Origin of the sequence: Alexandriicola marinus (genome assembly GCF_004000435.1) — a bacterium.
In the GTDB taxonomy this organism is placed as follows: domain Bacteria; phylum Pseudomonadota; class Alphaproteobacteria; order Rhodobacterales; family Rhodobacteraceae; genus Alexandriicola; species Alexandriicola marinus.
Window position 1 is genome coordinate 552552 of the sequence record NZ_RBVZ01000001.1, and the last position, 24638, is coordinate 577189.

Below are 24638 nucleotides of genomic sequence, written 5' to 3' on the forward strand. Positions count from 1 at the left end.
GCCGCGAGGTCACTGGTTCGCCTCGAAGAATTAGTTTAATGTCAAACTAATTTGTGGCCGGAGGAGATGACATGGCAGGCAAGAGCTTCGATATGATCGTGATCGGCGCAGGTCCGGGCGGATACGTGGCCGCGATCCGCGGCGCGCAGCTTGGGCTGAAGGTGGCCTGCGTCGAACGCGAGCATCTGGGCGGCATTTGCCTGAACTGGGGCTGCATCCCGACCAAGGCGATGCTCCGTTCCTCCGAGGTGTTCCACCTTATGCACCGGGCCAAGGAATTCGGACTGAAGGCCGAAAACATCGGTTATGACCTTGATGCGGTGGTCAAACGATCACGCGGCGTGGCCAAGCAATTGTCCGGCGGCGTCGGCCATCTTCTCAAGAAGAACAAGGTCGAGGTCATCATGGGCGAGGCTTCCGTCCCGGCGCCCGGCAAGGTCAGCGTCAAGACGGACAAGGGCACCGAAGAGCTGACCTCGAAGAACATCATCCTCGCGACCGGCGCCCGCGCCCGCAACCTGCCCGGCCTCGAGGCCGACGGAGAGCGGGTCTGGTCCTACAAACATGCGCTGATGCCGCCCCACATGCCAAAGAAGCTTCTGGTCATCGGCTCGGGCGCCATCGGCATCGAATTCGCAAGCTTCTTCAACACGCTGGGCGCCGACACCACGGTTGTCGAGGTGATGGACCGCATCCTGCCTGTCGAGGATGCCGAGATCAGCGCCTTTGCCAAGAAGCAGTTCGAAAAGCAGGGCATGACGATCCGCGAAAAGGCGACCGTCAAGCAGCTCGACCGGGCCAAGGACAAGGTGACCGCCCATATCGAACAGGGCGGCAAGACCGAGAAGGTCGAATTCGACACGGTGATCTCCGCCGTCGGGATTGTCGGCAATACCGAAGGGCTTGGTCTCGAAAAACTGGGCGTGACGGTCGACCGGACCCATGTGGTGACGGATGAATATTGCCGCACCGGCGTGGATGGCGTCTGGGCCATCGGCGATATCGCCGGTGCGCCGTGGCTTGCCCACAAGGCCAGCCACGAAGGCGTCATGGTGGCCGAGATGGTGGCAGGCGGGCACCCGCATCCGGTGAAACCCGAAAGCATCGCGGGGTGCACCTATTGCCATCCGCAGGTCGCCAGCGTCGGCTATTCCGAGGCCAAGGCCAAGGAACTGGGCTATGACGTCAAGGTTGGCCGCTTCCCGTTCATCGGCAATGGCAAGGCCATCGCGCTGGGCGAATCCGAGGGCATGGTGAAGACCGTCTTCGACGCCAAGACGGGCGAGCTTCTGGGCGCGCATATGGTCGGCGCCGAGGTGACGGAACTGATTCAGGGTTATGTCGTGGGTCGCCAGCTTGAGACCACCGAAGAAGACCTGATGCACGCCGTCTTCCCGCATCCGACGCTGAGCGAGATGATGCATGAAAGCGTGCTCGACGCCTATGGTCGGGCAATCCATTTCTAGGAACGTGCGTTTCGCCCTTGTCTGCCGTCGCGCTCCGGCGTGAGATGTCGCCATGCGCACGAACTGGCGGCTGATCTGGGCACTCTATGCCGCCGGGCTACTGGCAGGGGCGCAATTCGCGAAGATTGCGCTCACGCTTGAGGCGTTGTCGGCCCAATGGCCGGGCGCGCCCGTGACGATCGCGGTCTCTGCGCTCAGTATCATGGGCATCATCTTCGGCGTGGCCGCGGGGGTGATCGCGGCCCTTTTCGGACCGGCCCGGGTTCTGTTGACAGGCCTTTTCGCGGCGGCGGTGCTGTCGGCCCTTCAGGCATTCCTGCCGCCGTTCTGGATGTTTCTGGGCCTGCGGCTTGTCGAAGGGGCGGCACATCTGGCGATCGTCGTGGCGGCGCCCGCCCTGATCGCGGGGGCCGCAATCGGGCCGGACAGGCCGGTCGCGATGGGGCTCTGGGGTACGTTCTTCGGCGTGAGTTTCGCGCTGACGGCGGCGGTGGCTTCTGTCCTGACAGAGCCGGGCCCCCTCTACCTCGCTCATGCGGCCGCCATGCTGGCGGTTCTGATCTGGCTCAGGCCGCAATTGTCCCGCGGCTTCGACGGGGTGCGTGAGCGTCTGGATTTCTGGCGCCGCCATATCGACATCTATGGCGATGTCCGGCGCATCGCTCCGGGGCTGTGTTTCGTGTTTCATACGGTGCTGTTCCTTGGGGTCCTGACGTTTCTGCCGCGTTTCGTTGGTGGCTGGACAGCGCCGTTCCTGCCGCTTGTGGCGATCATCGGCACCTTTGCGGCGGGGGTTCTGTCGCGGCGCATCGCGCCCTGGCGCGTGACGGTTTGGGGCTATCTCCTGTCGGCTGCGGGCCTTGGCCTACTGACGCTGTGCCCCGAGGCGTGGCGCGGGATCGCGGCGATGCCGGTCATGGTGATCCTTGGCATCGCGCCGGGATCGGCCTTTGCCAATGTGACCGCGCTGAACCACGAGGCCGGCGATCAGGCGCGCGCAACCGGCGCGATGGCGCAACTGGGCAATGTGGGGACCGCGCTATCGGTCCCGCTGTTCGCGACCGTCCTCTGGGCCGGGCTGCCGGGGCTGGTCGTGCTTGCCGCCGCGCTGAGTCTGATCGCGGCCGGCGTGGTCTGGCTTATCCACAGGAATCTGCCTCAAACTGCGTGACGGGCCCTTGATGTTCTATTAATGTTCCTATGCAGCCATTGAGTCGGCGATCAAAGCCGCTATGTCTCGGCTGGAATTGACGAGGTAGGTCATGGCCGAGCTGAAGAAGATCGAAGTGCGCGGCGCGCGCGAGCACAATCTCAAGAACATCGACGTCGATATCCCCCGCGATGAGCTTGTGGTGATCACCGGCCTTTCGGGGTCGGGCAAGTCGTCGCTCGCCTTCGATACGATCTATGCCGAAGGGCAACGGCGCTATGTCGAAAGCCTCAGCGCCTATGCGCGGCAGTTCCTCGACATGATGGAAAAGCCCGATGTCGATCATATCTCGGGCCTCAGCCCCGCGATCTCGATCGAACAGAAAACCACGTCGAAGAACCCGCGCTCGACCGTCGGCACCGTGACCGAGATCTACGACTACATGCGTCTTTTGTTCGCACGCGTCGGCACACCCTATTCCCCCGCGACCGGGCTTCCGATCGAGGCGCAGCAGGTGCAGGACATGGTCGACCGTGTCATGGCGATGGAAGAGGGGCTGCGTGGCTATCTTCTGGCGCCGATCATCCGCGACCGTAAGGGCGAATATCGCAAGGAAATGCTGGAGCTGCGCAAGCAGGGCTTCCAGCGGGTCAAGGTCGACGGGGAGTTTCACGACCTCGACGATCCGCCGGTCCTCGACAAGAAGTTCCGCCACGATATCGACGTGGTGGTCGACCGCATCGTGGTGCGCGAAGGGCTCGAGACGCGGCTGGCCGACAGTTTCCGCACCGCGCTGGACCTCGCCGATGGCATCGCCATCCTCGAGACCGCCCCGCGTGAGGGCGAGGGGGAGCCGGAGCGGCTGACCTTCTCGGAGAAATTCGCCTGTCCTGTCAGCGGATTCACCATCCCCGAAATCGAGCCGCGGCTGTTTTCGTTCAACGCCCCCTTTGGCGCGTGTCCGTCCTGCGACGGCCTCGGGGTCGAGCTGTTCTTCGACGAACGGCTGGTGGTGCCGGACGTGACGCTCAAGATCGCGGACGGGGCGCTGGCGCCCTGGCGCAAAGGGAAAAGCCCCTATTTCCTTCAGACGATCGAGGCCATCGCAAAGCACTACGGCTTTAACCAGAATGCGCGGTGGAAAGACCTCGATCCCAAGGTGCAGGAAGTTTTCCTGCGTGGGTCTGGGAAAGAAGAGATCAAGTTCCGCTATGACGAGGGCGGCCGCGTCTACCAGGTCGAGCGGCCGTTCGAAGGCGTGATCCCCAACATGGAGCGGCGCTATCGTGAGACCGATTCCAGCTGGATCCGCGAAGAATTCGAGCAATATCAGAACAACCGGTCCTGCGGCACCTGCGGTGGCCACCGGCTCCGCGCCGAGGCTCTGGCCGTCAAGATCGGCGGTCTGCATGTGGGCGAAGTCGTCCAGATGTCGATCCGCGAGGCGCTGGCCTGGATCGAGGCGGTTCCGGATCACCTGAGCAAACAGAAGAACGAGATCGCCCGCGCCATCGTCAAGGAAATCCGCGAACGACTGGGGTTCCTGAACAACGTGGGCCTTGAATACCTGACGCTGTCGCGCAATGCGGGCACGCTGTCGGGCGGCGAAAGCCAGCGGATCCGTCTGGCCAGCCAGATCGGCAGTGGGCTGACGGGGGTTCTTTATGTCCTCGACGAGCCGTCCATCGGCTTGCATCAGCGCGACAACGACCGGCTTCTGACCACGCTCAAGAACCTGCGCGATCAGGGCAATACTGTCATCGTCGTGGAACATGACGAAGAGGCGATCCGCGAGGCTGATTACGTCTTTGATATCGGCCCCGGCGCCGGGGTCCATGGGGGGCAGGTCGTGGCCCACGGCACGCCGGCCCAGATCATGGCGACCGAGGCCAGCCTGACCGGCGACTACCTTGCCGGGCGGCGCGAGATCTCTGTGCCCGCGACCCGCCGCAAGGGCAACGGCAAGAAGCTGACCGTCAAGAAGGCGACGGGCAACAACCTGCGTGATCTGACCGTCGATTTCCCGCTGGGCAAGTTCATCTGCGTGACCGGCGTATCGGGTGGCGGCAAGTCGACGCTGACGATCGAGACGCTGTACAAGAACGCCGCGCAGAAGCTGAATGGCGCCCGCACGACGCCCGCCCCCTGCGAGACGATCAAGGGCTTCGAGCATCTCGACAAGGTCATCGATATCGACCAGCGCCCGATCGGGCGCACGCCCCGCTCGAACCCGGCCACCTATACCGGCGCCTTCACCCCGATCCGCGACTGGTTCGCGGGCCTGCCCGAAGCGAAGGCCCGCGGCTACAAGCCGGGGCGGTTCTCGTTCAACGTGAAGGGTGGCCGCTGCGAGGCGTGCCAGGGGGACGGCGTCATCAAGATCGAGATGCACTTCCTGCCCGATGTCTATGTCGAATGCGAAACCTGCAAGGGCGCCCGCTACAACCGCGAAACGCTCGAGATCAGGTTCAAGGGCAAGTCGATTGCAGACGTCCTCGACATGACGGTCGAAGAGGCCCAGGACTTCTTCAAGGCCGTGCCGTCGATCCGCGAAAAGATGGATGCGCTGGTGCGCGTCGGCCTTGGCTATATCAAGGTGGGCCAGCAGGCGACCACGCTGTCCGGCGGCGAGGCGCAGCGGGTCAAGCTGTCAAAGGAACTGGCCAAACGATCGACGGGCCGCACGCTTTACATCCTCGACGAGCCGACGACAGGTCTGCATTTCGAAGATGTGCGCAGGCTGCTCGATGTGCTGCACGAACTGGTCGAGGCTGGCAATTCTATGATCGTGATCGAGCACAACCTCGATGTGATCAAGACCGCCGACCACATCATCGACATCGGACCCGAAGGCGGAGACGGTGGCGGACAGGTGGTGGCGACCGGGACGCCCGAAGTCGTGGCCGAGGTCACCGAAAGCCATACGGGCCGCTATCTCAAGGACATGTTGCGCCCGAAAAAGGTGGCTGCGGAATAACGCGCCGGGGGGCGGGTTCGCACCACCGCCGCCCCGACGCAGACCCGCGCCGGGGGCGCAGGCCTGATATGGGCGTCAGCCCTTCTTGGTCGGGCAGGTCGAGAAGCCGAAGACGCTGTAGAGGGGACAGGTGCTCATCAGGCCTGTGGCCAGCGGCACGATCCCGATCAGGTAGAGCCAGCTGTAGCTGCCGCCCGAGTTGAGGAAGAAACCCGCGATAAGCGCGAGGCCGACGACGATTCTCAGGACGCGATCGATGTTTCCGACGTTCTTGGTCATGGTGCTCTCCACTATTGGAATATGGGTTCAGTCTGACACACGGGGCGGCCACGGTCTGTGACACAGGTCACAAACCATCGCTCGCAAGTGCAGAAAGTGCGGCCCTGTCCTGCACGGTGATCGTCCCCCGGCCAACGCTGACCCAGCCCGACCGCGCCCAGCGTTCCAACCGCCGTGAGACGACCTCGCGCGCGGAGCCGACCTGACCCGCCAGATCGGCATGGGTCAGGTGGATCGTGCCATTCTCGGGCGCCAGCGCCAGAAGCCGTTCGGCAAGCCGGGTTTCAACCTTCTGAAAGGCAACCTTTTCAAGAAGTTGCATCATCGTCTGCATCCGGTCGGCAAAGGCCGCAAAGACCAGCGCCCGAAACGCCGCGCTGCCATCGACGAGCGACAGGAACAGTGCGCGTGGCACAAGGACCATCTCTGTCTCGACCGAGGCCACGGCTTCGGCCGAATAATCGTCGCCCGCCAGAAGGCCCAGCGTGGTCTGGATGCAGCTTTGGCCGGGGGCCACGGAGTAAAGCATGATCTCGCGCCCCGTCGGCCCGGTCAGCGAGACATCGATCCGGCCCGACAGGACAAGGGCATAGCCCTGCACCGAATCGCCCGGGCGAAAGACGATCGCCCCCCGTGGCAGGGCCATCACGCCCAGATCCTCGAGCATGGATCGATCCCCCGGCTCAAGCGAGGCAAAGGCAGGAACACGATCCGTCCAGTTCATGTCGGGCGGCCCTTGTCCGCGAGATAGGGCAGCATCGCCGAGAAATCCCGGCCCCGTCCGGCGTCCTCCTCGACAAAGCGACGATAGAGGCCGAGCGCCGCCTGGCCCATCGGCGTGGCGGCATCGACCGCTTCGGCGGCCTGCTGGCTCAGCCCCAGATCCTTGAGCATCAGTTCCGCCGCGAACCCGGGCGCATAGTCATTGTCGGCGGGTGATTTGGGGCCCACCCCGGGGGCCGGGCAATAGGCGGTCATCGACCAGCTGGACCCCGACGAGGTCGATACGACGTCGAACATGGATTTCCGGCTGAGCCCCAGTTTGTCCGCCAGAACAAAGGCCTCGCAGGTCGCGATCATCGTGGCGCCGAGGATCATGTTGTTGCAGATCTTGGCCGCCTGACCGGCACCGGCCCCGCCGCAATGCACCATCTTCGCGCCCATGATCTCGAACAATGGGCGCAGATCACCAAAGGCCTCGGCCGGGCCACCGGCCATGAAGGTCAGCGTCCCCGCCTGCGCCCCGCCGATGCCGCCCGACACGGGCGCGTCCGCCGCAAGCAGGCCATGTTTCCGGGCCAGATCGGCCACCTCGCGTGCGCTGTCGACATCGACGGTCGAACAATCCAGATGGATCGCGCCTTGCTTCATGAAGGGGTAAATCTCGCGTGCGACCTGCCGCAGGATCGGCCCGTCCGGCAACATCGTGATGACGACATCGGCCTCGGATACGGCGCCTGCCGGGCTGTCGGCCAAGGGGATGCCATCGGGGCGGGCCGCGATATCATGCCCGATGACGGAATGGCCCGCCGCGAGGAGGTTTGCGGCCATGGGCGCCCCCATGTTTCCCAGCCCGATAAACCCGATCTTCATGTCGCATCCTCCAGTGTCGGGGCGTCCGCGCCCAGCGGCATCAACATGCGTGCCACGTCCATTTGGTTGACGTCGCCGAGCCTGTGTTTCCACTTTGGCGACTTGTCTTTGTCGATGATAAGCGCTCGAATTCCTTCGAGAAAATCGCCATGCTCCATGGATCGGAAGGTGAAGCGCGCCTCGAGATCCAGCGCGCGTTCGATCGTTGCGCCGGGACCGCGGAGGCGATGCACGATCTGCACCGCGCTTGCCATGGCCAGTGGGGAATTGCGCTCGAACGCCATCAGCGTGGCTGCATTCTCCTCGCTTCGTTCCGCGCGCAGCGATCGGACAATATCGTCCAGAGTTTCCCCGGAGAAATGATAGTCGATCCGCGCCTGATCCGCCGCAAGCGCCGAGGCCGGGGCGGGGCGCGCGGCGGCATCGATCAGCGCGGGATCACCCGTGCCGCACACGCGCTGTTTCAGTGTGGGCCAGTCCTCGAACGGGATGTAGTAATCGGCAAAGCCCGCATGAATGGCGTCCCCGGCCGTCATCCGCGCCGCCGTCGTGCCGAGGTATTCCCCAAGCCGGCCCGGCGCCTGCCCCAGAAGGTAGGAGCCGCCCACATCCGGCACGAGCCCCACGCCGCATTCCGGCATCGCGATGCGCGAGCTGTCGCAGACGATCCTGTGCGATCCATGACACCCGACACCGACGCCGCCGCCCAGAACATGCCCCTGCAGGAACGACACCACCGGTTTGGGGAAGCGGAACAGACGCCGGTTCATCCGGTATTCATCGGCCCAGAACCGTCGCCCATAGTCGAAATCACCGGCCATGCCGGTGCGGTACATCTCTGTCAGGTCGCCGCCTGCGCAGAAGGCCCGCTCTCCCACCGCGTCGATGACCAGAAGCCGGACCTGCGGCGCATCGGCCCAGTCGATCAGCGCTGCATCGATGCGGCGGCACATCTCCCATGTCAGGGCATTGAGCGCGTCGGGCCGGTTGAGCGTGATGCGGCCGGCGCAGCCGTCGATTCGGATGTCGATATCTGTCATGAGACGATCATATCGCGGGCGACGATGACCTGCATGATCTCGTTCGTCCCTTCGAGGATTTGATGCACCCTCAGATCGCGCACGATCTTTTCGATCCCGTAGTCGGCGAGATATCCGTAACCGCCATGCATCTGCAGGCATTGGTCGGCCACGTCGCTGCAAGTCTCTGTCACCAGTTTCTTGGCCATGGCGCACTGGATTGTCGCGTCCTTTGCCCCGGCGTCGAGTCTCCATGCCGCCTGCCGCAGGAATGTGCGGGCGGACTGCATCCGGATCTCCATGTCGGCCAGCCGGAATTGCAGGGCCTGAAACTGGTCAAGCCGCTGGCCGAATGCCGATCGCTCGCGCAGGTAGGCGACGGTCCGGTCGAGCGCCTCCTGCGCGGCGCCCAGGCTGCAGGCCGCGATGTTCAATCGGCCGCCATCCAGCGCTGACATTGCATATGTGAACCCTTGACCCGGTTTGCCAATCAGATTGCCCTCCGGGATGTTCGAATTCTGAAAGTATACTTGTCGTGTCGGTTGGCTTCGCCAGCCCATCTTGTCTTCCAGCGCACCGAAACTCAGCCCCTCCGTGCCCTCTTCGAGGACGAGTGCGCTGATCCCTTTCGGCCCCGGTCCCCCGGTGCGCGCCATGACGATATAGGCATCCGAATAGCCGCCGCCCGAGATGAAGGACTTCGTGCCCGTCACCCGGTAGCCGCTCCCGGTCCGGTCGGCGCGGGTGCTCAGCGCGGCCGCGTCCGAGCCGCAGCCCGGCTCTGTCAGGCAGTAGGACAGGACCTGCTCCATCGACACGGCACCGGGGAGCAGACGGTCGGCCAGGTCGTCCGATCCGTATCGGTCGATCATCGCCGCGCACATGTTGTGGATCGACAGGAAGGCTGCGACCGACGCGCAGGCCCGCGACAGCCCCTCGAAGACGAGCGTCCCGTCGAGCCGCGACAGCCCCGTGCCACCGCGCGCTTCGCTGACGTAAAGGCCGCCAAAGCCCAGTTCGGCCATTTTCGGCCAGAGGTTGCGCGGGATCGTGCCCGCTCTATCCCAGTCGCGTGCCTTCGGGGCGATGTGGTCCGCCCCGAAGGCCGTGGCCATCTCGAGGATGGCCTCTTGTTCGTTGCTTAGCGCGAAATCCACCCGATCTCCTCCGTCTCCCCGGGATCAGGGTATTGGACCTGAGGTGGGGGGCAAGCCTCGGCTGAGGGTAGGCACCACTTTTGAGGTCAGTTTCAGGTGACTTGCGCAATTCTCTGCGGTCGCAGTCAGGCCCCACCGGCAGAGCCTCGACTGACCGCCAGAATGTCAGAGATCGCTGACGAAATCCTCGGTCATCCGCTGCGTCACACGCACCAGCGCCGCGTCGTGATCGAGCCCCTCGCTTCGTGCGGCGGTATAGGCGGCCCGTTGCCTGTCGGCGCCGTTGCCGGTGGCAAGGATATCGCGCGCGGCCTCGAGTTCGGACAGGCACCCCAGCGCCTCAGCATCGGGTGACAGAACTTCGATCAATTCGTCGAAGAGGTCGGAATAGGGCACAAGCTTGCCCAGCCCGAAATCGATCAGTTCCGATTGCAACCCATAGCGCTGTGCGCGCCAGCGGTTCTCGTTGATCAGGAACGCCTCGTAGATCCGCCAGCGCTGGTTCTGCGTGCGCAGGCGCCAAAGCATCCGCATGACACATTGCACGATCGCGGCGATCGAGATCGCGTGGTCCAGCCGGGGCGCCGTGTCACAGATCCGCACCTCAAGCGTGGGAAAGCGGTGGGCCGGGCGCACATCCCACCAGATCTTCGTGGTGTCTTCGATCAGGCCGCAATTGATGAGCGTATCGACGGACCGCCGGTAATCCGACCACGAGGTAAGCCGGGGCGGCAGCCCTGTTCGGGGCAGATTGTCGAAAACCGTCAGCCTGTAGGAGGCCAGCCCCGTATCCCGCCCCTGCCAGAAGGCCGACGAGGCCGACAGGGCGAGGATATGCGGCAGGAAATACGAGACCTGGTTCATCAGGTCGATCCGCAATTCATCATCATCAAGGCCGATATGCACATGCATCCCGCAGATCAGCATCCGTTCGGCCACGCCGGCCAACTCGCCCTTGAGCGCGTCATACCGATCCTTGGGGGTGTGGTGCTGCTCCTTCCAGTCCGCGCTGGGATGGCAGGCGGCGGCGATCGGGCTAAGGCCTTCGGCGGCGGCATGGCGGGCGATCGTGCTGCGCAGGCGGGCAAGATCGGCGCGCGCCTCGGTGATGTTGGCGCATTTGCGGGTGCCCACCTCGACCTGACAGCGCAGAAATTCCGGGGAGACCTGTTCCTCCAGCTCGGCGGTCGAGGCCTCCATCAGGGACGCCGGCGCCTCGGCCAACGCCATCGTTTCGCTGTCGACGAGGAGGTATTCTTCCTCGATCCCGATGGTGAAGGACGGCTCTGTCATCGTGACTCCCGGTTTGGTCACAGAAAAACCGGAGAGGCAGATTTTGCCAAGAAAAATCGCGAACGCCGCATCCGACCACCTCGGCAAACCACGCGAATGCCCTTGGGTGGGTGGCATGGGTGATTCGCCCCGATCTGCCTGTTTTCCACCCGAGTTGTTTCCGGATTTGCAACAATAATTAGAGGTCGGTCACACTGCTGTCGCCTTTTGGGCGAAGTCTGGCCGCATTTTTGACAAAAAATCAACCATAGAGAGAATTTGAATGAAACGCTTTCCCCCTGTCGGGGCGACGTGATATCTTTCGTTTGTTGATTGGTGAGGCCGTTTTGGCAAAGATTTCCGTAACCTCTTGGGGGGGTCACCATGACTTTTAGGAAAATACTCTTGGCGGCAGGCCTTTCCCTTGCCGCTTCTGCTGCGAGCGCGTCCACGGTGACGCTTGCTGGTGGCGGAACGACTGATGACTGCGACCTTGCGAACCTGACCGTATCCGTCGCGTGCGACGGAGATTTCAGCACTGCCAATCCCGGGGGCAACGTCGCCGGAGGCGATCTTGACGGATTGTTCGCCCTCGACGGTCAGATACTGACGGGTTGGTCCCTACTTGACCAGATCGGTTCAGTCGATAGTAGCGGAACCCAGGTCAGTGCCGGCGGCCTGTTCGAATTCACGACGACTGATCGTGAGAGCGGGAGTTGGTCGCTAATCAATCCGTTCGCGTTCGCGGCGAACAAATTGTATATCTTCACGCTCAAGGGTGCCAACGACCAAGCTGCATACGTCATGGACGGCGCAACTCTCCTCGGAGATTGGTCAAACGGTGATCTCTTGACGAAGAAATTCAATATTCCGCAGCTTTCCAACGTTCGGCTCTTCGAGATCGAAACTGCGGTGATCCCGGTTCCGGCGGCAGGCTTCATGCTCTTGCTCGGCCTCGGTGGTCTGGCAGCGGTGCGTCGGCGCAAGTCGGCAAGCTGAGGCATAGCCTTATCTGAATTGAAGAAGGGCGGCCGATCTGGCCGCCCTTTTTCGTTGTTGTGACAGGGCCGGTCGGATGACCGGCCCCAAAGATCAATCCATGGCCTTGAAATTGAACTCGCCGCCTTCCTTGATGCCCGAGGGCCAGCGGGCCGTGACGGTCTTGGTCCGGGTGTAGAACCGGAAGCTGTCGGGCCCGTGCTGGTTGAGATCCCCGAACATGGATTTCTTCCAGCCGCCGAAGGTGTGATAGGCCAGCGGCACCGGGATCGGGACGTTGATGCCCACCATGCCGATGTTGATCCGGCTCGCGAAATCGCGGGCCGCGTCGCCATCGCGGGTAAAGATCGCGGTGCCGTTGCCATATTCATGATCGAAAGCGAGGCTCAGCGCTTCTTCATAGCTGCCCGCGCGCACGGTCGACAGGACGGGGCCGAAGATCTCTTCCTTGTAGATGTCCATGTCGGGGGTGACGCGGTCAAACAGGTGCGGGCCAACGAAGAAGCCGTCCTCATAGCCCTGAAGCTTGAAGTCTCGGTTGTCGACGACAAGTTCCGCGCCCTCTTCGACGCCGCGGTTGATGAGCCCGAGGATCCTGTCCTTCGCGGCCTTGGTCACGACGGGGCCGAAGTCGACGTCATTGCCGGCCGTGTAGGGCCCGACCTTCAACTTCTCGATCCGGGGGATCAGCTTTTCGATCAGGCGGTCGGCGGTTTCCTCGCCCACCGGCACCGCGACCGAAACGGCCATGCAGCGTTCGCCCGCTGCGCCATAGCCCGAACCCACCAGCGCGTCGGCGGCCTGATCCATATCGGCGTCGGGCATGACGATCAGGTGGTTCTTGGCACCGCCGAAGCATTGTGCCCGTTTGCCCGAGGCGGTCGCGCGGGAATAGATGTATTGCGCGATCGGGGTGGAGCCCACGAAGGACACGCCCTGGATGATCTCGCTGTCGAGGAGCGTATCGACGGCCTCCTTGTCGCCGTTGACGACCTGGAAACAGCCCTTGGGCAGACCCGCCTCGACAAACAGCTCGGCCAGCATCAGCGGAACCGAGGGGTCACGCTCGGACGGCTTGAGTACGACCGCGTTGCCACAGACAAGCGCCGGGCCCACGTGCCACAGCGGCATCATGGCGGGGAAGTTGAACGGCATGATCGCGGCGACCACGCCCAGCGGCTGACGCATGGAGTACAGGTCGATGCCGGGGCCGACGCTGTCGGAATACTCGCCCTTCAGCAGGTGCGGCGCCCCGATGCAGAATTCGATCACCTCGAGCCCGCGCTGGAGATCGCCCTTTGCATCGGGCAGCGTCTTGCCGTGCTCGCGGGACAGCGCCTCGGCCAGCTTGTCCATGTCGCGGTTGATCAGGCCGACCATGGCCATCATGACGCGCGCACGCCGCTGCGGGTTCATCGCGGCCCATTGGGGCTGGGCGGCGGCGGCATCGGCGATGGCCTTGTCGGTTTCCGACGCGCTGGCCAGCGGTGCGCGATACTGCACCTCGCCCGTGGCCGGGTTGAAGATATCGGTGAACCGGCCGGATGTGCCGGCGGTCATTTCACCGTTCAGGAAATGGGTGAGATCGGACATGGAGCCTCCCTTGCTGTCATTCGGATCGCCGGGCCGGGATGGCACGGCAAGGACGAAAGCTGCGCTTAGACTAGTCTTGCAAATCTGCGGGCTAAAGAGGAAGCTTTCCAAATTCATTTTGCATGAATGCATGGGCCTGAACATGAACTGGGATGATCTGCGCGTCTTTCTTGCGGTCGCCCGCGCCGAAAGCCTGTCGGCGGCGGCCCCGGTGCTTCGTATGGATCCTGCAACCGTCGGGCGGCGGATCGCGCGGCTGGAAGACAGCCTTGGCACGGCGTTGTTCATCAAGTCGCCACAGGGTTATTCGCTGACCGAACGGGGGCAACGGCTGCGCGATCATGCGGCCTCGGCGGAGGCGGCCCTGCGCGCGGGGCTCGAAGCGGGGCAGGGCGAAGACGGGCTGAGCGGCCAGATCCGGATCGGCGCGCCGGACGGCTGCGCGAATTTCCTGCTGCCTTTGGTCTGCGCCCGCATCCGCGAGGCCAATCCCGGGCTCGAGTTCCAGATCCTCGCATTGCCGCGTGTGGTGAACCTGTCGAAACGCGAGGCGGATCTCGCCATCACGGTCAGTCCCCCGGATGCCGGTCGGCTGACCGTCCAGAAGATCACCGACTATCGGCTCCACCTCGCGCAGCATCGCGATCTGGCCGTGCCGAAGCGGCTGTCCGATCTCGAGAGGCGGCCGGTGGTGGGCTATATCCCGGACATGATCTTTGACCGGGAACTCGACTATCTCGGCGATCTGGGCCGGAACGGCGTGCAGATGGCGTCGAATTCGGTGGCGGTTCAGCTTCAGATGCTGCGGCAGGGGGTCGGCGTCGGGATCGTGCATGACTTTGCGCTGCCCTTCGCGCCCGAACTGGTTCGGGTGCTGACGCAAACGCTCTCGCTGCGCCGGTCGTTCTATCTGGTTCGTCACGCCGATGATCGCCGCTCGGATCGGATCAACCGTGTCGCCGGTGCGATCCTGTCGGGGCTGAAAGCCGAGGTAGAGCGGCTTGAGGCGCTGGCGGCTTGACACAAGGGTCGCGTGCAAGCCACGATTTGAGGGTGCGGCACCCCCGTGCCGCGCAGCATGGGAGAGGGAGGTCGCCTGATGCTGGTTATGAAAATCCTTGAATCGAAGGCAGATTCGTCGGTCCTGACAGTGCCGGGCACAACCAACGTTTCAGATGTCGTGGCCTTGTTGTCGGAAAAACGTCTGGGCACCGTCGTGGTGTCCGAAGACGGGACAACGCCCGCGGGCATCCTGTCAGAACGTGACATCGTCCGGGAACTGGGCAAGCGCGGCCCGGGCTGTCTGTCGGAGACCGCGCAAAGCATGATGACCCGCGATCCCGTGACCTGCGCCCCCGAGGACAGTGCGCATGCCGTTCTCGAAAAGATGACCGACGGTCGGTTCCGTCACCTGCCGGTGATGCGCGACGGCGAAATGATCGGCCTGATTTCGATCGGCGACGTTGTCAAGGCGCGCTTGTCCGAACTTGCGATGGAAAAGACTGCTCTCGAGGACATGATCTCCGGTCGCTGAGCATTATTCCTTTGCTGCGCCCTTGCGTCCCGTGGCGCAATGATGTTGCGTGCGCGCCAAAGTGACTTTCGGCCCAAGGACCTCAGACATGCGCATCGGCCTATATCCCGGAACCTTTGATCCCGTCACACGGGGTCATTCCGACATCATCCGCCGCGCGTGCCGGCTGGTGGATCGCCTTGTCATCGGTGTGGCGATCAACCGGGACAAGGGGCCCTTGTTTTCGCTTGACGAGAGGGTGGCCATGATCGAGGCCGAAGCAGGGCCGATCAGCGCCGCGACGGGCTGCGAGATCGCGGTCCATCCCTTCGAGAACCTCTTGATCGATTGCGCGCGCGATGTGGGGGCCAGTGTGATCGTGCGCGGGCTGCGCGCCGTGGCGGATTTCGAATACGAATACCAGATGGTCGGCATGAACCGCGCGCTTGATGACAGTATCGAGACGGTTTTCCTTATGGCCGAAGCCCAGCATCAGGCCATCGCGTCCAAGCTGGTCAAGGAAATCGCGCGGCTCGGAGGCGACGTGTCGAAGTTCGTGTCTCCCGAGGTGCGCGCTCATCTCGGGGCCAAACTCTCGGCCTAAAGTCGCCGCGCATAACCCGGACTTAAGGTTTCGGCGGCATCAGGAACTGCCGATTCAGTCTGAACAAGGTCGCGTGTTGAGTGTCCTGCCGCCAGAATTTCCGGGCCTGATGGGGCACCGTGTCGCCGAACGCTCGCGTCAGCGGGATGTGGTCTTTGTGGCCGTGGTGGTGGCTGTGTCGGTCGTCTCCTCCGTCATCTTCACGATCATGCTGGCGCCGCCGGAGCCGCAGGCGTTCATTCCCGCGGTCATTATCCCGCTTTGCGTGTCGTTGCCGGTGTCCCTCTATCTTGTGCGACTGAGGCGCCGGATCGAGGCGCTCAACCGCGAACTGATCCAGCTGGCGCGGCACGACCAGTTGACCGGCCTTCTGAACAGGGCCGCGTTTGCCGCGGATGTCGCGGCAACGGGGGAGGGAGGTGCGCTGATCCTGATCGATGTCGACCAGTTCAAGGCAATCAACGATCAGCTGGGTCATCTCGCGGGCGATTTCGCGATCCGTGAACTTGCCCGTCAGATCGCGGGAGCACTGCCCGCGGGCGCGATGGCCGGCCGGTTGGGCGGCGACGAATTCTGCGTATTCCTGCCCGGATTGGGGCTGGATGCAGGGCTGGCCGCGGCCGATGCCCTGCGGATCAACATCGCCGAGGTTGAATTTTCACATGAAGGTCGGATCATCGATCTGACGATCTCGGCGGGTGTCTCGAACCTCGTGGCCGAAGACACCCTTGATCTGGCGATACGCTCGGCGGACCGGGCGCTCTATCACGCGAAGGACGCGGGCAGGAACCTTGTTCGTCCGGGGCAGGGCGAGGAGTGAACCTGCTCGGCCCCCGGATGCGTGATCCCTAGCCGTAGACGGCCTGGCGGGCGATCTTGTCGGCATCGCCGGGATAGATATCGAGGTCGAGCGCCACGTCGAGGGGTAGGCTGGCGATCTCGTGCCGGGTGCGCAGATAGGCCCGGCGCTTGGCGATGGCGGTCTGGAGTCCTTGGATCAGGGTCATGGCTTGGCCTTTCCTGTTTGCGTTTCGTTACCGCTAACTTAAGCCAATGCTGCACCTGCACAATGAACAGAATGGAAAGCCCGCCCTGCATCAAATGCATGGCGAGCATGGGGGCACACACGAAAAGACCCGGGCTGAGGGCCCGGGTCTTTCGGATTTCGGAACGTCTGAAAAGTCAGATCAGCTTGCCCATGGCGACGGCGGTATCGGCCATCCGGTTGGAGAAGCCCCATTCGTTGTCATACCAGCTCAGGATGCGGACCATGCGTCCCTCCATCACCTTGGTCTGATCCATGTGGAAGACCGAGGAATGCGGGTCATGGTTGAAATCCGTGCTGACCAGCGGCTCGTCCGTATAGCCCAGAACCCCCTTGAGAGGGCCATCTGCGGCGGCGCGGATCGCGGCGTTGATTTCCTCGACCGAGGTGTCCTTGGCCGCCATGAAGGTCAGGTCCACGACCGAGACATTCGGCGTCGGCACGCGGATCGCCACACCGTCCAGCTTGCCCGCCAATTCGGGCAGGACAAGGCCCACGGCCTTTGCCGCACCCGTCGAAGTGGGGATCATCGACAGCGCCGCGGCACGTGCGCGATACAGATCCTTGTGCATCGTATCCAGCGTCGGCTGATCGCCGGTATAGCTGTGGATCGTGGTCATGAAGCCCTTTTCGATCCCGATCGCGTTGTTGAGAACATAGGCCACCGGGGCGAGGCAATTCGTCGTGCACGATGCGTTCGACACGACGATCTGGTCGGACGTCAGGCTGTCGTGGTTCACGCCATAGACGATCGTGTTGTCCGCCTCCTTGCCCGGCGCCGAAATCAGGACCCGCTTGGACCCGTTCTCCAGATGCGCCTGGCAGGCCTCCTTCGAGGTGAAGATGCCGGTGCATTCCATCACCACGTCGACATCTTTCCAGGGCAGGTCGGCGGGATTGCGGATCGCGGTCACCTCCATGGGGCCGCGACCGACATCGATCGTGGTCTCGGTCGTGGTCACTGTGGCGGGAAAGCGCCCATGCACAGAATCATAGCGCAGAAGGTGGGCGTTGGTCTCGACCGGGCCGAGGTCGTTGATGGCCACGACTTCGATATCGGTCCGACCGGACTCGATGATCCCGCGCAGGACATTGCGTCCAATTCGTCCAAAGCCGTTAATGGCGACGGTTACAGTCATCTTCTTCCTCCGGCTGGAAATGTTAGCGCTACCAAATCGAATTCGACCTGATTGTCAACTGCGCAGCCCCGCTCATCTCCAGAAGGCCAGCGCGCCGACGAGGTCAACAAAGTGCCGTGCCGCGAGGATGGAACCGCGCCCTTCGAAAAAGATCAGGTCGATGCCAATGAGCGCCAGGATCGTCAGGAAAAGAACCAAAGCAACTCTGGTGGTCATGGGCGCACCATTCCAGCAACACGGGACAACACGAGCGTGCCAGAGCGGACCGTCCCCTGCAAGCGCGCCGTCAGGCGGTGGTGGATGTGTTCGACGCGGGCGGCACCGTTTCTTCAAGACCGACGAGATCCTCGATCAACAGGCTCAGCAGTTCTCCGCGGTTGCCCACCCCCGCCTTGCGGTAGATCGCATTGAGGTGGGATTTCACCGTTCCTTCGGCGCTGCCGCGATACCGGGCGATGTCCCCGATCGAAGCGCCCTTGACCAGGAAATGGGCGACGTCCGCCTCGGAGACGGTCAGGCCCCAGTCCTTGAACTGATTTTCGATGATATCGTGGAACGCCGTTGCGGCAACCGAGACTTGCCTCTCGAGATGGGCCTTGCGGCGCAAGAGACCCCGAAGAAAGCGCATCTCGATGATGACGGCCGAAATGAGGGCGACCGCAGCCACCGCCTCGATCACGAAATGCAGATCGCTCAGGCTCTTGATGCCCATGGAGACGCCGTCTCCCCAGACATCCCAAAGAAAGAAGGCCGCGCAAAGACCTTGCGCGGCGATCAAGGCGCTGAGGGCCAGTGGCCCTCCTGTTCCAGACTCGCTCATGGAACGAGCTTAGCGTCTTCCGGAACCGATTTCACGCCCGTAACCATTGCGCGAGGCAGGTTCACGCCTGTTCTGAGGCTTTCGAAAATGACGGCGGCGACATGGGCGACGATGGAAATCTCGGCCCAGATAACAAGGGCCTCATGCGTCTCTTCGACCCATTCGACGCCCCAGAATGCATTTGTCGTCATCAGGTAGCCCGTGGCCCCGATGGCCGCGAGGGTCGCAAGCAGGTTCAGGATCATCAGCGCCCCAAGCGGGGTGTGCCCAAGATGGACAGACCGGCGCCCGGTCGCGATATCCGAAATTTGCGCAAGAACCCCCGCGGGTGTGGGAAAGAAGTCCGCGAAGCGCGCGTGTTTCGAACCGATCACCCCCCAGACAAGCCGAATGGCCACAAGGCCGATCACGACATATCCGACATATTCATGCAGGCTGCTTTCGTCGTCGGTAAAGAAGGCATTGGCGGCAAAGGCGATCACGAGCGTCCAGTGAAAGAGCCGGACCAGCGGATCCCAGATACGATATTTCTTCATGTCATCACTCCGGTGTGTCGGCGCAGGCCGGGGGCACGGGTGCCGCCCGGCCCGGGCTGGGATCAATCGTCGGTCTTGGTCATCGCGACGGCCAGCGAGTCATCGAGATAGATTTCGAAGCGCTCACCGTCCTTGAGGGCATAGACCTCGTACATGCCGTCCTCGATCTGGACCTGGCGCACCTCATAGCCCTGCTCGGTCAGAAGCTGTGTGATCTCGGCCTTCCGTTCGTCGGTCAGGTCGGCGCGGGTGGCGGCATGGCCGGTGGTGGCCGAACCGAGGAGGGCGATTGCAAGCATGAAGTGTTTCATGAGGTAGGTTCCTTTCTGGCAGACGGGCCGGAATGGCGCGTCTTGCAGTTGGGAACTTCTGGCGTCCGGCCCGGTCTTGCCATTGATCCAGAGTTGGAAACGGACTGGATTTACTAGCAGTTTATGCGTCTCGAACCCCGGTTGCAGAGCGGGAACCCGCCGTAATCTGCGCCCCGTGAGCGAAGAAGGGGGTCGATGGGCCCCCTTGGTTCGAGATGATTTCGCGTCGCGCCTAGTTCAGGCGGCCCATTGCGCCCGCGACATCGGCCATCCGCGCCGAAAAGCCCCATTCGTTGTCGTACCAGGCCAGCACCCGCACCGTGCGGCCTCCGACGACCTTGGTCTGGTCCGGGGCAAAGATCGAACTGTGGGTCGTGTGGTTGAAATCGACCGAGACCTTGGGCTCGGGATCATAGCTCAGAACGGCGCCCATGTGACCCGAGGCCGCCTCGCGCACGATCTCGTTCACGTCCTCGACCGTCACGTCCTTCCCGGCCTCGAAGGTCAGGTCCACCGCGCTGACATTCGGGGTCGGAACGCGCATCGCCGTGCCGTCCAACTTGCCCCGCAGGTTTGGCAGAACCTCGCCCAATGCCTTGGCGGCACCCGTCGAGGTGGGGATCATCGCCATGGCCGCCGCGCGCGCGCGATACAGGTCGTTGTGCCGACGATCGAGCGTCGGCTGATCCCCGGTATAGGAATGGATCGTCGTCATGATGCCCCGTTCGATCCCGATCGCCTCGTCGAGGACCTTGGCCAAGGGGGCGAGGCAATTGGTGGTGCAGGAGCCGTTCGAGATCATCGTGTCGCCGGGTTCCAGATCGCGGTGATTGACGCCGTAGACGATCGTTTTCGCAACATTCTTGGCCGGTGCCGAAATCAGCACCGATTTCGCCCCGCGCCTGAGATGGGTATCGGCCTTGTGCCCGTCGTTGAACTGGCCCGTGCATTCCAGAACGACATCGCAGCCCGACCAGTCAAGCTCGTCCAGGTCATAGGTCGATTGCATTTCCATCGGTCCACGCCCGATGTCCATCGTGGTTCCGCTCACCCGGACATCGAAGGGAAACCGGCCATGCACGCTGTCATAGCGCAAGAGGTGTGCGCTGGTCTCGAGCGGACCCGTGGCGTTCACCTTGACGACCTGCACGTCGTTGCGCGCGCTCTCGGTGATGTAGGCCAGTGTGCTCCGACCAATGCGGCCAAATCCGTTGATCCCCAAGGTGACAGTCATGAAGAGGCTCCGTTCGATACATGCGCGACTCGTATTGACGGTTCGCTACGATTTCCGGCCCGGGGTGAAAAGGGAAAAGGCGAGTAATCATAGTATGTTAACGTTAACCGTCCGCCGGTTTTGCGATGATTGCGCTAACGCTTCGGCCCGGATGCCTGCGCCGAGCGGGAACTTGCCATCCGGGCCATGTCGTCTAGGCTGGCCGGACGCAGGATGAGAGGGTTTTCGATGAGTGGGTTGCTTGCACTGCTGGATGACGTGGCCGCGATCGCCAAGCTGGCCGCGACGTCGGTCGATGACGTGGCGGCGCAGGCCTTCAAGGCCGGGTCCAAGACGGCGGGTGTGCTGATCGACGACGCCGCGGTGACGCCGAAATACGTGACCGGCTTCAAGCCCGATCGCGAATTGCCGATCATCGGTCGGATCGCGCTCGGTTCGATCCGCAACAAGATGCTGATCCTTCTGCCTGCTGCATTGCTGCTGGCGGCCTTTGCGCCTTGGCTGATCACGCCACTTCTGATGTTGGGCGGAAGCTACTTGTGCTTCGAAGGGGCGGAGAAGGTCTTTCACTGGCTCTTTCCCCATGGCAATGCCCGTGTGGAGGAGGATCTCGACGTGCGCGATCCCGCCCACCTCGAAGAGGAGCGTGTGGCCGGTGCGATCAAGACCGACTTCATCCTGTCGGCCGAGATCATGACGATTTCTCTGGCAACGATCCCCGAAAGCAATTTCTGGTTCGAGGCCACGACGCTTGCCGTGGTGGGCGTGGGTATCACGATCGTGGTCTATGGCAGTGTCGCGGTCATCGTGAAGGCCGATGACATCGGCCTCCGGATGGCAGAACGGGGTCGGCTCGGCCTGACCCGGGCCATGGGTCGGGGGCTGGTGCGGGGCATGCCGGGGTTCCTCAGGCTTCTGACGATCGTGGGCACGGCTGCGATGCTCTGGGTCGGCGGATCGATCATCATCCATGGGCTCGAGGCGCTCGGATGGCCATGGCTTTATGACACGATCCATCATGTGGCCGAAGGCGTGGGAGGGGCTATCTCGCAGGCGGCGGGCTTCATCAAATGGGCGGTCACGGCGCTTTTGGATGGGATCGTGGGGCTGGCTCTGGGCTTCGTGCTGATCCCGGTGGCAACGCGGATCGTGGGACCTGCGATTGCCCTCGTTACGGGAAAGAAGGAGTCCGCTCACTGAGCGCCAACAAAATTCTCGAATTTTGTTGGCCGCCCGAAATTCCCCGATTTTCGGGCCACCAGGCCGCGTCGCTCAATACCGGGCAAGCACGTCCTGCACTGTCATCCGCGGCGGAATTGAGCTCTCATTGCGGGGGATGAAGCCCCTGTCGACCGTCACACAGCCCAGACCGCAGACCTGAAGCGCCGCGCGTTCGTCGATTTCGACCCGCCAGACACGGCCGCCGGGGGTGCTGATATAGCCGTCGATGCCGAAGGCGAAATCACCCAGCATATCCTCGGGCGAGGGGACTTCGTTGTCGTAGTCACGATCAAAGGCCCCATGCGTATGATACGAGGCGAAGGCATTGGGTGGCGGCGCGGGCTGCGTGCAGCTGGCTGTCGTGCCGGGAATAGGTGGCGTCGCGGCGATCCGACCCGCGATCACGAGGAAATAGCCGCAGAATTCCCGACGTTCCGCAAAGGAGCGGGGCTGGATCGTGTCGAGAAAGGCCACTGCAAACGCGTCGGCCTCGGCGGTCGGCGGCGGAACGATCGCAAGGTTCGGTTGTCCGGGAAACGCGACGGCTGTGCTGGCCGTCCCACCCGCGGCAGGGCCGGGAAGGGAGACACCGGGCATGACATTGCCCGGTGACGGTGATGGGGGCGGCGGCGCGGCGCAGCCCGCCAGCGCCAGTGCTGCTGCAAGCGCCGCGCCCCGCAAGATCATTTCAGAAGTGCCCGCACCTTCTCGGCGGTGGCCTCGGCGGTGATGCCGAACTTCTCGAACAACTCGCCGGCGGGCGCCGAGGCACCGAAACCGTCCATGCCGACGAAATCGGCCTTGTCGGCGCGACCGCCTTCGCCGATCAGCCAGCGATCCCAGCCGAACCGAACGCCGGCCTCGATCGCCACGCGCACCGCGCCGCGCGGCAGGACCCGGCGGCGATACTTTTCGTCCTGCTGTTCGAACAGCTCCCAGCACGGCATCGAGACGACGCGCGTGCCGATGCCTTCGGCCTGAAGGATATCGCGGGCTGCAAGGGCCACCGAAACCTCCGAACCCGTCGCCATCAGAACGGCCTGACGCTTGCCCTCTGCCTCGGCAAGGACATAGGCGCCCTGTGCGGTGAGGTTGCGGGTCTTGTGTTCGGTCCGGACGGTCGGCAGACCCTGACGGGTCAGTGCGAGGATCGAGGGGGTCGTGCGCGACGTGAGCGCCAGTTCCCAGGCTTCGGCGGTTTCGACCGTATCGGCGGGCCGGAAGACATTGGCGTTGGGCGTGGCGCGCATCATCGCAAGATGTTCGACAGGCTGGTGGGTCGGACCGTCTTCACCGAGGCCGATGCTGTCATGCGTCATCACATAGGTGACCGGGATACCCATCAGCGACGACAGGCGCACCGCGCCTCGCGCATAATCGGTGAAGCAGAAGAAAGTCCCGCCATAGGGCCTGACCCCGCCATGCAGCGCCATGCCGTTCATGGCCGCAGCCATGCCGTGTTCGCGCACACCGAAATGGATGTAGCGGCCCTTGCGATCGCCCGGGGCGAAGACGGTCATGTCGCCCGACTTGGTGTTGTTGGACCCAGTCAGGTCGGCCGAGCCACCCAGCGTTTCCTTCATCACCGGATTGACGACCTCAAGCACCATTTCCGAGGATTTCCGCGTGGCGACCTTGGGTGCGGTCTCGGATATCTGCTTTTTCAGCGCGCGAAGGCGTCCGGCCAGCGATTTCGGCGCGTCTCCTGCGAAGCAGCGCTCGAATTCGCGGCGGCGTCCTTCGGGAAGCGTCTCGAGGCGGGCCTGCCACTCGGCGCGGGCCTGAGCGCCACGCGCGCCCATCGCTTCCCATTGGGCCTTGATCTCGGCGGGGATTTCGAAGGGGCCGTAGGGCCAGCCATAGGCCTCTTTCGCGGCCTGCAGTTGATCGCCGTCGGTCAGGGCGCCGTGGCCCTTGGCGGTGTCCTGCGCGGCATGGCCAAGGGCGATATGTGTCTTGCACGCGATCATCGAGGGGCGCGGATCGGCCTTGGCCGCGGTGATGGCCGCGTCGATCGCGACGGGATCATGTCCGTCGATATGCTGAACGTGCCAGCCGGAGGCTGCGAACCGGGCGCATTGATCGGTGGTGTCGGCGATCTCGACCTTGCCGTCGATTGTGATGCCGTTGTCGTCGAAGAAGACGACGAGGTGGCCCAGCTGCTGCATCCCGGCAAGGGCGATCGCCTCCTGGCTGACGCCTTCCATCAGGCAGCCGTCGCCCGCGATGCAATAGGTGTGGTGGTTGATCAGCTTGGCGCCGAAGCGCGCACGCAGCGATTCCTCGGCAATCGCGAAACCGACCGAATTGCCGATCCCCTGACCCAGCGGGCCGGTGGTTGTCTCGATCCCCTCGGCATGGCCGTATTCCGGGTGGCCCGCGGTGCGCGAGCCCCATTGCCGGAAATCCTTGAGCTGCTGAAGCGTCATCTGCTCGTAGCCCGTCAGGTAGAGCAGGGAGTACAGCAGCATCGAGCCGTGCCCCGCGGACAGGATGAACCTGTCGCGGTCGGGCCAGTTCGGCGCCTTGGGGTCGAACCGAAGGTGTTTCTCGTAAAGAACCGTCGCGACGTCGGCCATGCCCATGGGCATTCCGGAATGGCCGGAATTGGCGGCGGCGACGGCGTCGAGCGTCAAGGTGCGGATGGCGGCGGCCCGCATCCAGTGATCGGGGTGTGCGTCGCGAAGGGCGTCGATGTCCAAGGGCCTGA

General features: G+C 63.4%; 25 protein-coding genes. 9 read left to right on the forward strand and 16 right to left on the reverse strand.

All coding sequences use genetic code 11. The features are described from left to right. Nucleotides 1-71: 71 nt before the first annotated feature. The 3 genes from lpdA (at nucleotide 72) to uvrA (ending at nucleotide 5593) form a co-directional block, all read left to right on the forward strand. Nucleotides 72-1466, forward strand: a complete 1395-nt coding sequence (gene lpdA, locus EP376_RS02725) for a dihydrolipoyl dehydrogenase (protein ID WP_127653992.1) — start codon at nucleotides 72-74, stop codon at nucleotides 1464-1466. A gap of 52 nt (nucleotides 1467-1518) precedes the next feature. Continuing rightward, on the forward strand, nucleotides 1519-2637 hold the full coding sequence (locus EP376_RS02730) for an MFS transporter (protein ID WP_127653993.1): 1119 nt from the start codon (nucleotides 1519-1521) through the stop codon (nucleotides 2635-2637). Between the two features lie 91 nt (nucleotides 2638-2728). Beyond that, nucleotides 2729-5593: an excinuclease ABC subunit UvrA gene (gene uvrA, locus EP376_RS02735; RefSeq protein WP_127653994.1), complete on the forward strand. Its 2865-nt coding sequence runs from the start codon at nucleotides 2729-2731 to the stop codon at nucleotides 5591-5593. Nucleotides 5594-5668: 75 nt separating this feature from the next. Here the strand turns inward: uvrA and EP376_RS02740 are convergent, their stop codons facing one another. The 6 genes from EP376_RS02740 to EP376_RS02765 form a co-directional block, all read right to left on the reverse strand. After that, a complete protein-coding gene (locus EP376_RS02740; RefSeq protein ID WP_127653995.1) occupies nucleotides 5669-5872 on the reverse strand; it encodes a YgaP family membrane protein in 204 nt (67 codons plus the stop codon). Nucleotides 5873-5939: 67 nt separating this feature from the next. Further along, nucleotides 5940-6596 (reverse strand): Crp/Fnr family transcriptional regulator, encoded by a 657-nt coding sequence (locus EP376_RS02745; RefSeq protein ID WP_127653996.1) that lies wholly within the window; start codon nucleotides 6594-6596, stop codon nucleotides 5940-5942. Next, the gene (gene mmsB, locus EP376_RS02750; protein ID WP_127653997.1) at nucleotides 6593-7465 is read right to left on the reverse strand and encodes a 3-hydroxyisobutyrate dehydrogenase; all 873 of its coding nucleotides are present in this window, start codon (nucleotides 7463-7465) and stop codon (nucleotides 6593-6595) included. The genes EP376_RS02745 and mmsB overlap by 4 nt, the downstream gene beginning before the upstream one ends. Then, nucleotides 7462-8505 (reverse strand): enoyl-CoA hydratase/isomerase family protein, encoded by a 1044-nt coding sequence (locus tag EP376_RS02755; RefSeq protein ID WP_127653998.1) that lies wholly within the window; start codon nucleotides 8503-8505, stop codon nucleotides 7462-7464. Before EP376_RS02755 ends, mmsB begins: the two co-directional genes overlap by 4 nt. Then, a complete protein-coding gene (locus tag EP376_RS02760) occupies nucleotides 8502-9641 on the reverse strand; it encodes an acyl-CoA dehydrogenase family protein (protein ID WP_127653999.1) in 1140 nt (379 codons plus the stop codon). The genes EP376_RS02755 and EP376_RS02760 overlap by 4 nt, the downstream gene beginning before the upstream one ends. Nucleotides 9642-9806: 165 nt before the next feature. Further along, nucleotides 9807-10934 carry a carboxylate-amine ligase gene (locus EP376_RS02765; RefSeq protein ID WP_127654000.1) on the reverse strand — a complete coding sequence of 376 codons (1128 nt, stop codon included), beginning with the start codon at nucleotides 10932-10934 and terminating at the stop codon, nucleotides 9807-9809. Nucleotides 10935-11297: 363 nt separating this feature from the next. On the opposite strand from EP376_RS02765, the gene EP376_RS02770 reads away from it, so the two are divergent. Then, nucleotides 11298-11912 (forward strand): VPLPA-CTERM sorting domain-containing protein, encoded by a 615-nt coding sequence (locus EP376_RS02770; protein WP_127654001.1) that lies wholly within the window; start codon nucleotides 11298-11300, stop codon nucleotides 11910-11912. Between the two features lie 93 nt (nucleotides 11913-12005). Here the strand turns inward: EP376_RS02770 and EP376_RS02775 are convergent, their stop codons facing one another. Next, entirely contained in the window at nucleotides 12006-13505 is a 1500-nt protein-coding gene (locus EP376_RS02775) for a CoA-acylating methylmalonate-semialdehyde dehydrogenase (protein WP_127654002.1), read from the reverse strand. A gap of 142 nt (nucleotides 13506-13647) precedes the next feature. Between EP376_RS02775 and EP376_RS02780 the strand changes: the two genes are divergently transcribed. The 4 genes from EP376_RS02780 (at nucleotide 13648) to EP376_RS02795 (ending at nucleotide 16442) form a co-directional block, all read left to right on the forward strand. Continuing rightward, nucleotides 13648-14526: a LysR family transcriptional regulator gene (locus tag EP376_RS02780; protein ID WP_127654003.1), complete on the forward strand. Its 879-nt coding sequence runs from the start codon at nucleotides 13648-13650 to the stop codon at nucleotides 14524-14526. 78 nt (nucleotides 14527-14604) lie between these two features. Continuing rightward, a complete protein-coding gene (locus EP376_RS02785; protein ID WP_127654004.1) occupies nucleotides 14605-15039 on the forward strand; it encodes a CBS domain-containing protein in 435 nt (144 codons plus the stop codon). An 88-nt stretch (nucleotides 15040-15127) separates the two neighbouring features. Then, nucleotides 15128-15622, forward strand: coding sequence for a pantetheine-phosphate adenylyltransferase (gene coaD, locus EP376_RS02790; protein ID WP_127654005.1), 495 nt, complete (start codon nucleotides 15128-15130; stop codon nucleotides 15620-15622). A 76-nt stretch (nucleotides 15623-15698) separates the two neighbouring features. Beyond that, complete coding sequence (locus EP376_RS02795) at nucleotides 15699-16442, forward strand: GGDEF domain-containing protein (protein WP_127654006.1); 744 nt, start codon at nucleotides 15699-15701, stop codon at nucleotides 16440-16442. Nucleotides 16443-16470: 28 nt separating this feature from the next. Here the strand turns inward: EP376_RS02795 and EP376_RS22900 are convergent, their stop codons facing one another. From EP376_RS22900 to gap (EP376_RS02820), 7 genes are all read right to left on the reverse strand, one after another. After that, entirely contained in the window at nucleotides 16471-16629 is a 159-nt protein-coding gene (locus EP376_RS22900) for a hypothetical protein (RefSeq protein ID WP_164744844.1), read from the reverse strand. 175 nt (nucleotides 16630-16804) lie between these two features. Continuing rightward, a complete protein-coding gene (gene gap, locus EP376_RS02800) occupies nucleotides 16805-17806 on the reverse strand; it encodes a type I glyceraldehyde-3-phosphate dehydrogenase (protein ID WP_127654007.1) in 1002 nt (333 codons plus the stop codon). A gap of 72 nt (nucleotides 17807-17878) precedes the next feature. Next, a complete protein-coding gene (locus EP376_RS22905; RefSeq protein WP_164744845.1) occupies nucleotides 17879-18022 on the reverse strand; it encodes a hypothetical protein in 144 nt (47 codons plus the stop codon). Nucleotides 18023-18092: 70 nt separating this feature from the next. Next, nucleotides 18093-18626, reverse strand: coding sequence for a helix-turn-helix transcriptional regulator (locus EP376_RS02805; RefSeq protein WP_127654008.1), 534 nt, complete (start codon nucleotides 18624-18626; stop codon nucleotides 18093-18095). Continuing rightward, entirely contained in the window at nucleotides 18623-19162 is a 540-nt protein-coding gene (locus EP376_RS02810) for a cytochrome b/b6 domain-containing protein (protein ID WP_127654009.1), read from the reverse strand. The genes EP376_RS02805 and EP376_RS02810 overlap by 4 nt, the downstream gene beginning before the upstream one ends. 62 nt (nucleotides 19163-19224) lie before the next feature. Then, nucleotides 19225-19473: a PepSY domain-containing protein gene (locus EP376_RS02815; RefSeq protein ID WP_127654010.1), complete on the reverse strand. Its 249-nt coding sequence runs from the start codon at nucleotides 19471-19473 to the stop codon at nucleotides 19225-19227. 232 nt (nucleotides 19474-19705) lie between these two features. After that, nucleotides 19706-20707 carry a type I glyceraldehyde-3-phosphate dehydrogenase gene (gene gap / locus EP376_RS02820; RefSeq protein WP_127654011.1) on the reverse strand — a complete coding sequence of 334 codons (1002 nt, stop codon included), beginning with the start codon at nucleotides 20705-20707 and terminating at the stop codon, nucleotides 19706-19708. Nucleotides 20708-20935: 228 nt separating this feature from the next. On the opposite strand from gap (EP376_RS02820), the gene EP376_RS02825 reads away from it, so the two are divergent. Then, nucleotides 20936-21907 (forward strand): DUF808 domain-containing protein, encoded by a 972-nt coding sequence (locus tag EP376_RS02825; RefSeq protein WP_127654012.1) that lies wholly within the window; start codon nucleotides 20936-20938, stop codon nucleotides 21905-21907. A gap of 72 nt (nucleotides 21908-21979) precedes the next feature. Here EP376_RS02825 and EP376_RS02830 read toward each other — a convergent pair whose 3' ends face one another. Together EP376_RS02830 and tkt are read right to left on the reverse strand one after the other, a co-directional pair. After that, complete coding sequence (locus tag EP376_RS02830; protein WP_127654013.1) at nucleotides 21980-22615, reverse strand: DUF4329 domain-containing protein; 636 nt, start codon at nucleotides 22613-22615, stop codon at nucleotides 21980-21982. Next, complete coding sequence (gene tkt, locus EP376_RS02835; protein WP_127654014.1) at nucleotides 22612-24630, reverse strand: transketolase; 2019 nt, start codon at nucleotides 24628-24630, stop codon at nucleotides 22612-22614. The genes EP376_RS02830 and tkt overlap by 4 nt, the downstream gene beginning before the upstream one ends. Nucleotides 24631-24638: the final 8 nt, after the last annotated feature.

Bases quoted from the DNA above. Each gene is read 5' to 3' on its own strand.
- coaD (WP_127654005.1), top strand. From the start codon at position 15,128: ATGCGCATCGGCCTATATCCCGGAACCTTTGATCCCGTCACACGGGGT.
- EP376_RS02775 (WP_127654002.1), bottom strand. From the start codon at position 13,505: ATGTCCGATCTCACCCATTTCCTGAACGGTGAAATGACCGCCGGCACA.
- gap (WP_127654007.1), bottom strand. From the start codon at position 17,806: ATGACTGTAACCGTCGCCATTAACGGCTTTGGACGAATTGGACGCAAT.
- EP376_RS22900 (WP_164744844.1), bottom strand. From the start codon at position 16,629: ATGACCCTGATCCAAGGACTCCAGACCGCCATCGCCAAGCGCCGGGCC.
- uvrA (WP_127653994.1), top strand. From the start codon at position 2,729: ATGGCCGAGCTGAAGAAGATCGAAGTGCGCGGCGCGCGCGAGCACAAT.
- EP376_RS02730 (WP_127653993.1), top strand. From the start codon at position 1,519: ATGCGCACGAACTGGCGGCTGATCTGGGCACTCTATGCCGCCGGGCTA.
- EP376_RS02825 (WP_127654012.1), top strand. From the start codon at position 20,936: ATGAGTGGGTTGCTTGCACTGCTGGATGACGTGGCCGCGATCGCCAAG.
- EP376_RS02755 (WP_127653998.1), bottom strand. From the start codon at position 8,505: ATGACAGATATCGACATCCGAATCGACGGCTGCGCCGGCCGCATCACG.
- EP376_RS22905 (WP_164744845.1), bottom strand. From the start codon at position 18,022: ATGACCACCAGAGTTGCTTTGGTTCTTTTCCTGACGATCCTGGCGCTC.
- EP376_RS02745 (WP_127653996.1), bottom strand. From the start codon at position 6,596: ATGAACTGGACGGATCGTGTTCCTGCCTTTGCCTCGCTTGAGCCGGGG.
- EP376_RS02815 (WP_127654010.1), bottom strand. From the start codon at position 19,473: ATGAAACACTTCATGCTTGCAATCGCCCTCCTCGGTTCGGCCACCACC.
- lpdA (WP_127653992.1), top strand. From the start codon at position 72: ATGGCAGGCAAGAGCTTCGATATGATCGTGATCGGCGCAGGTCCGGGC.
- gap (WP_127654011.1), bottom strand. From the start codon at position 20,707: ATGACTGTCACCTTGGGGATCAACGGATTTGGCCGCATTGGTCGGAGC.
- EP376_RS02770 (WP_127654001.1), top strand. From the start codon at position 11,298: ATGACTTTTAGGAAAATACTCTTGGCGGCAGGCCTTTCCCTTGCCGCT.
- EP376_RS02785 (WP_127654004.1), top strand. From the start codon at position 14,605: ATGCTGGTTATGAAAATCCTTGAATCGAAGGCAGATTCGTCGGTCCTG.
- EP376_RS02810 (WP_127654009.1), bottom strand. From the start codon at position 19,162: ATGAAGAAATATCGTATCTGGGATCCGCTGGTCCGGCTCTTTCACTGG.
- EP376_RS02765 (WP_127654000.1), bottom strand. From the start codon at position 10,934: ATGACAGAGCCGTCCTTCACCATCGGGATCGAGGAAGAATACCTCCTC.
- EP376_RS02830 (WP_127654013.1), bottom strand. From the start codon at position 22,615: ATGATCTTGCGGGGCGCGGCGCTTGCAGCAGCACTGGCGCTGGCGGGC.
- EP376_RS02740 (WP_127653995.1), bottom strand. From the start codon at position 5,872: ATGACCAAGAACGTCGGAAACATCGATCGCGTCCTGAGAATCGTCGTC.
- mmsB (WP_127653997.1), bottom strand. From the start codon at position 7,465: ATGAAGATCGGGTTTATCGGGCTGGGAAACATGGGGGCGCCCATGGCC.
- EP376_RS02805 (WP_127654008.1), bottom strand. From the start codon at position 18,626: ATGAGCGAGTCTGGAACAGGAGGGCCACTGGCCCTCAGCGCCTTGATC.
- EP376_RS02780 (WP_127654003.1), top strand. From the start codon at position 13,648: ATGAACTGGGATGATCTGCGCGTCTTTCTTGCGGTCGCCCGCGCCGAA.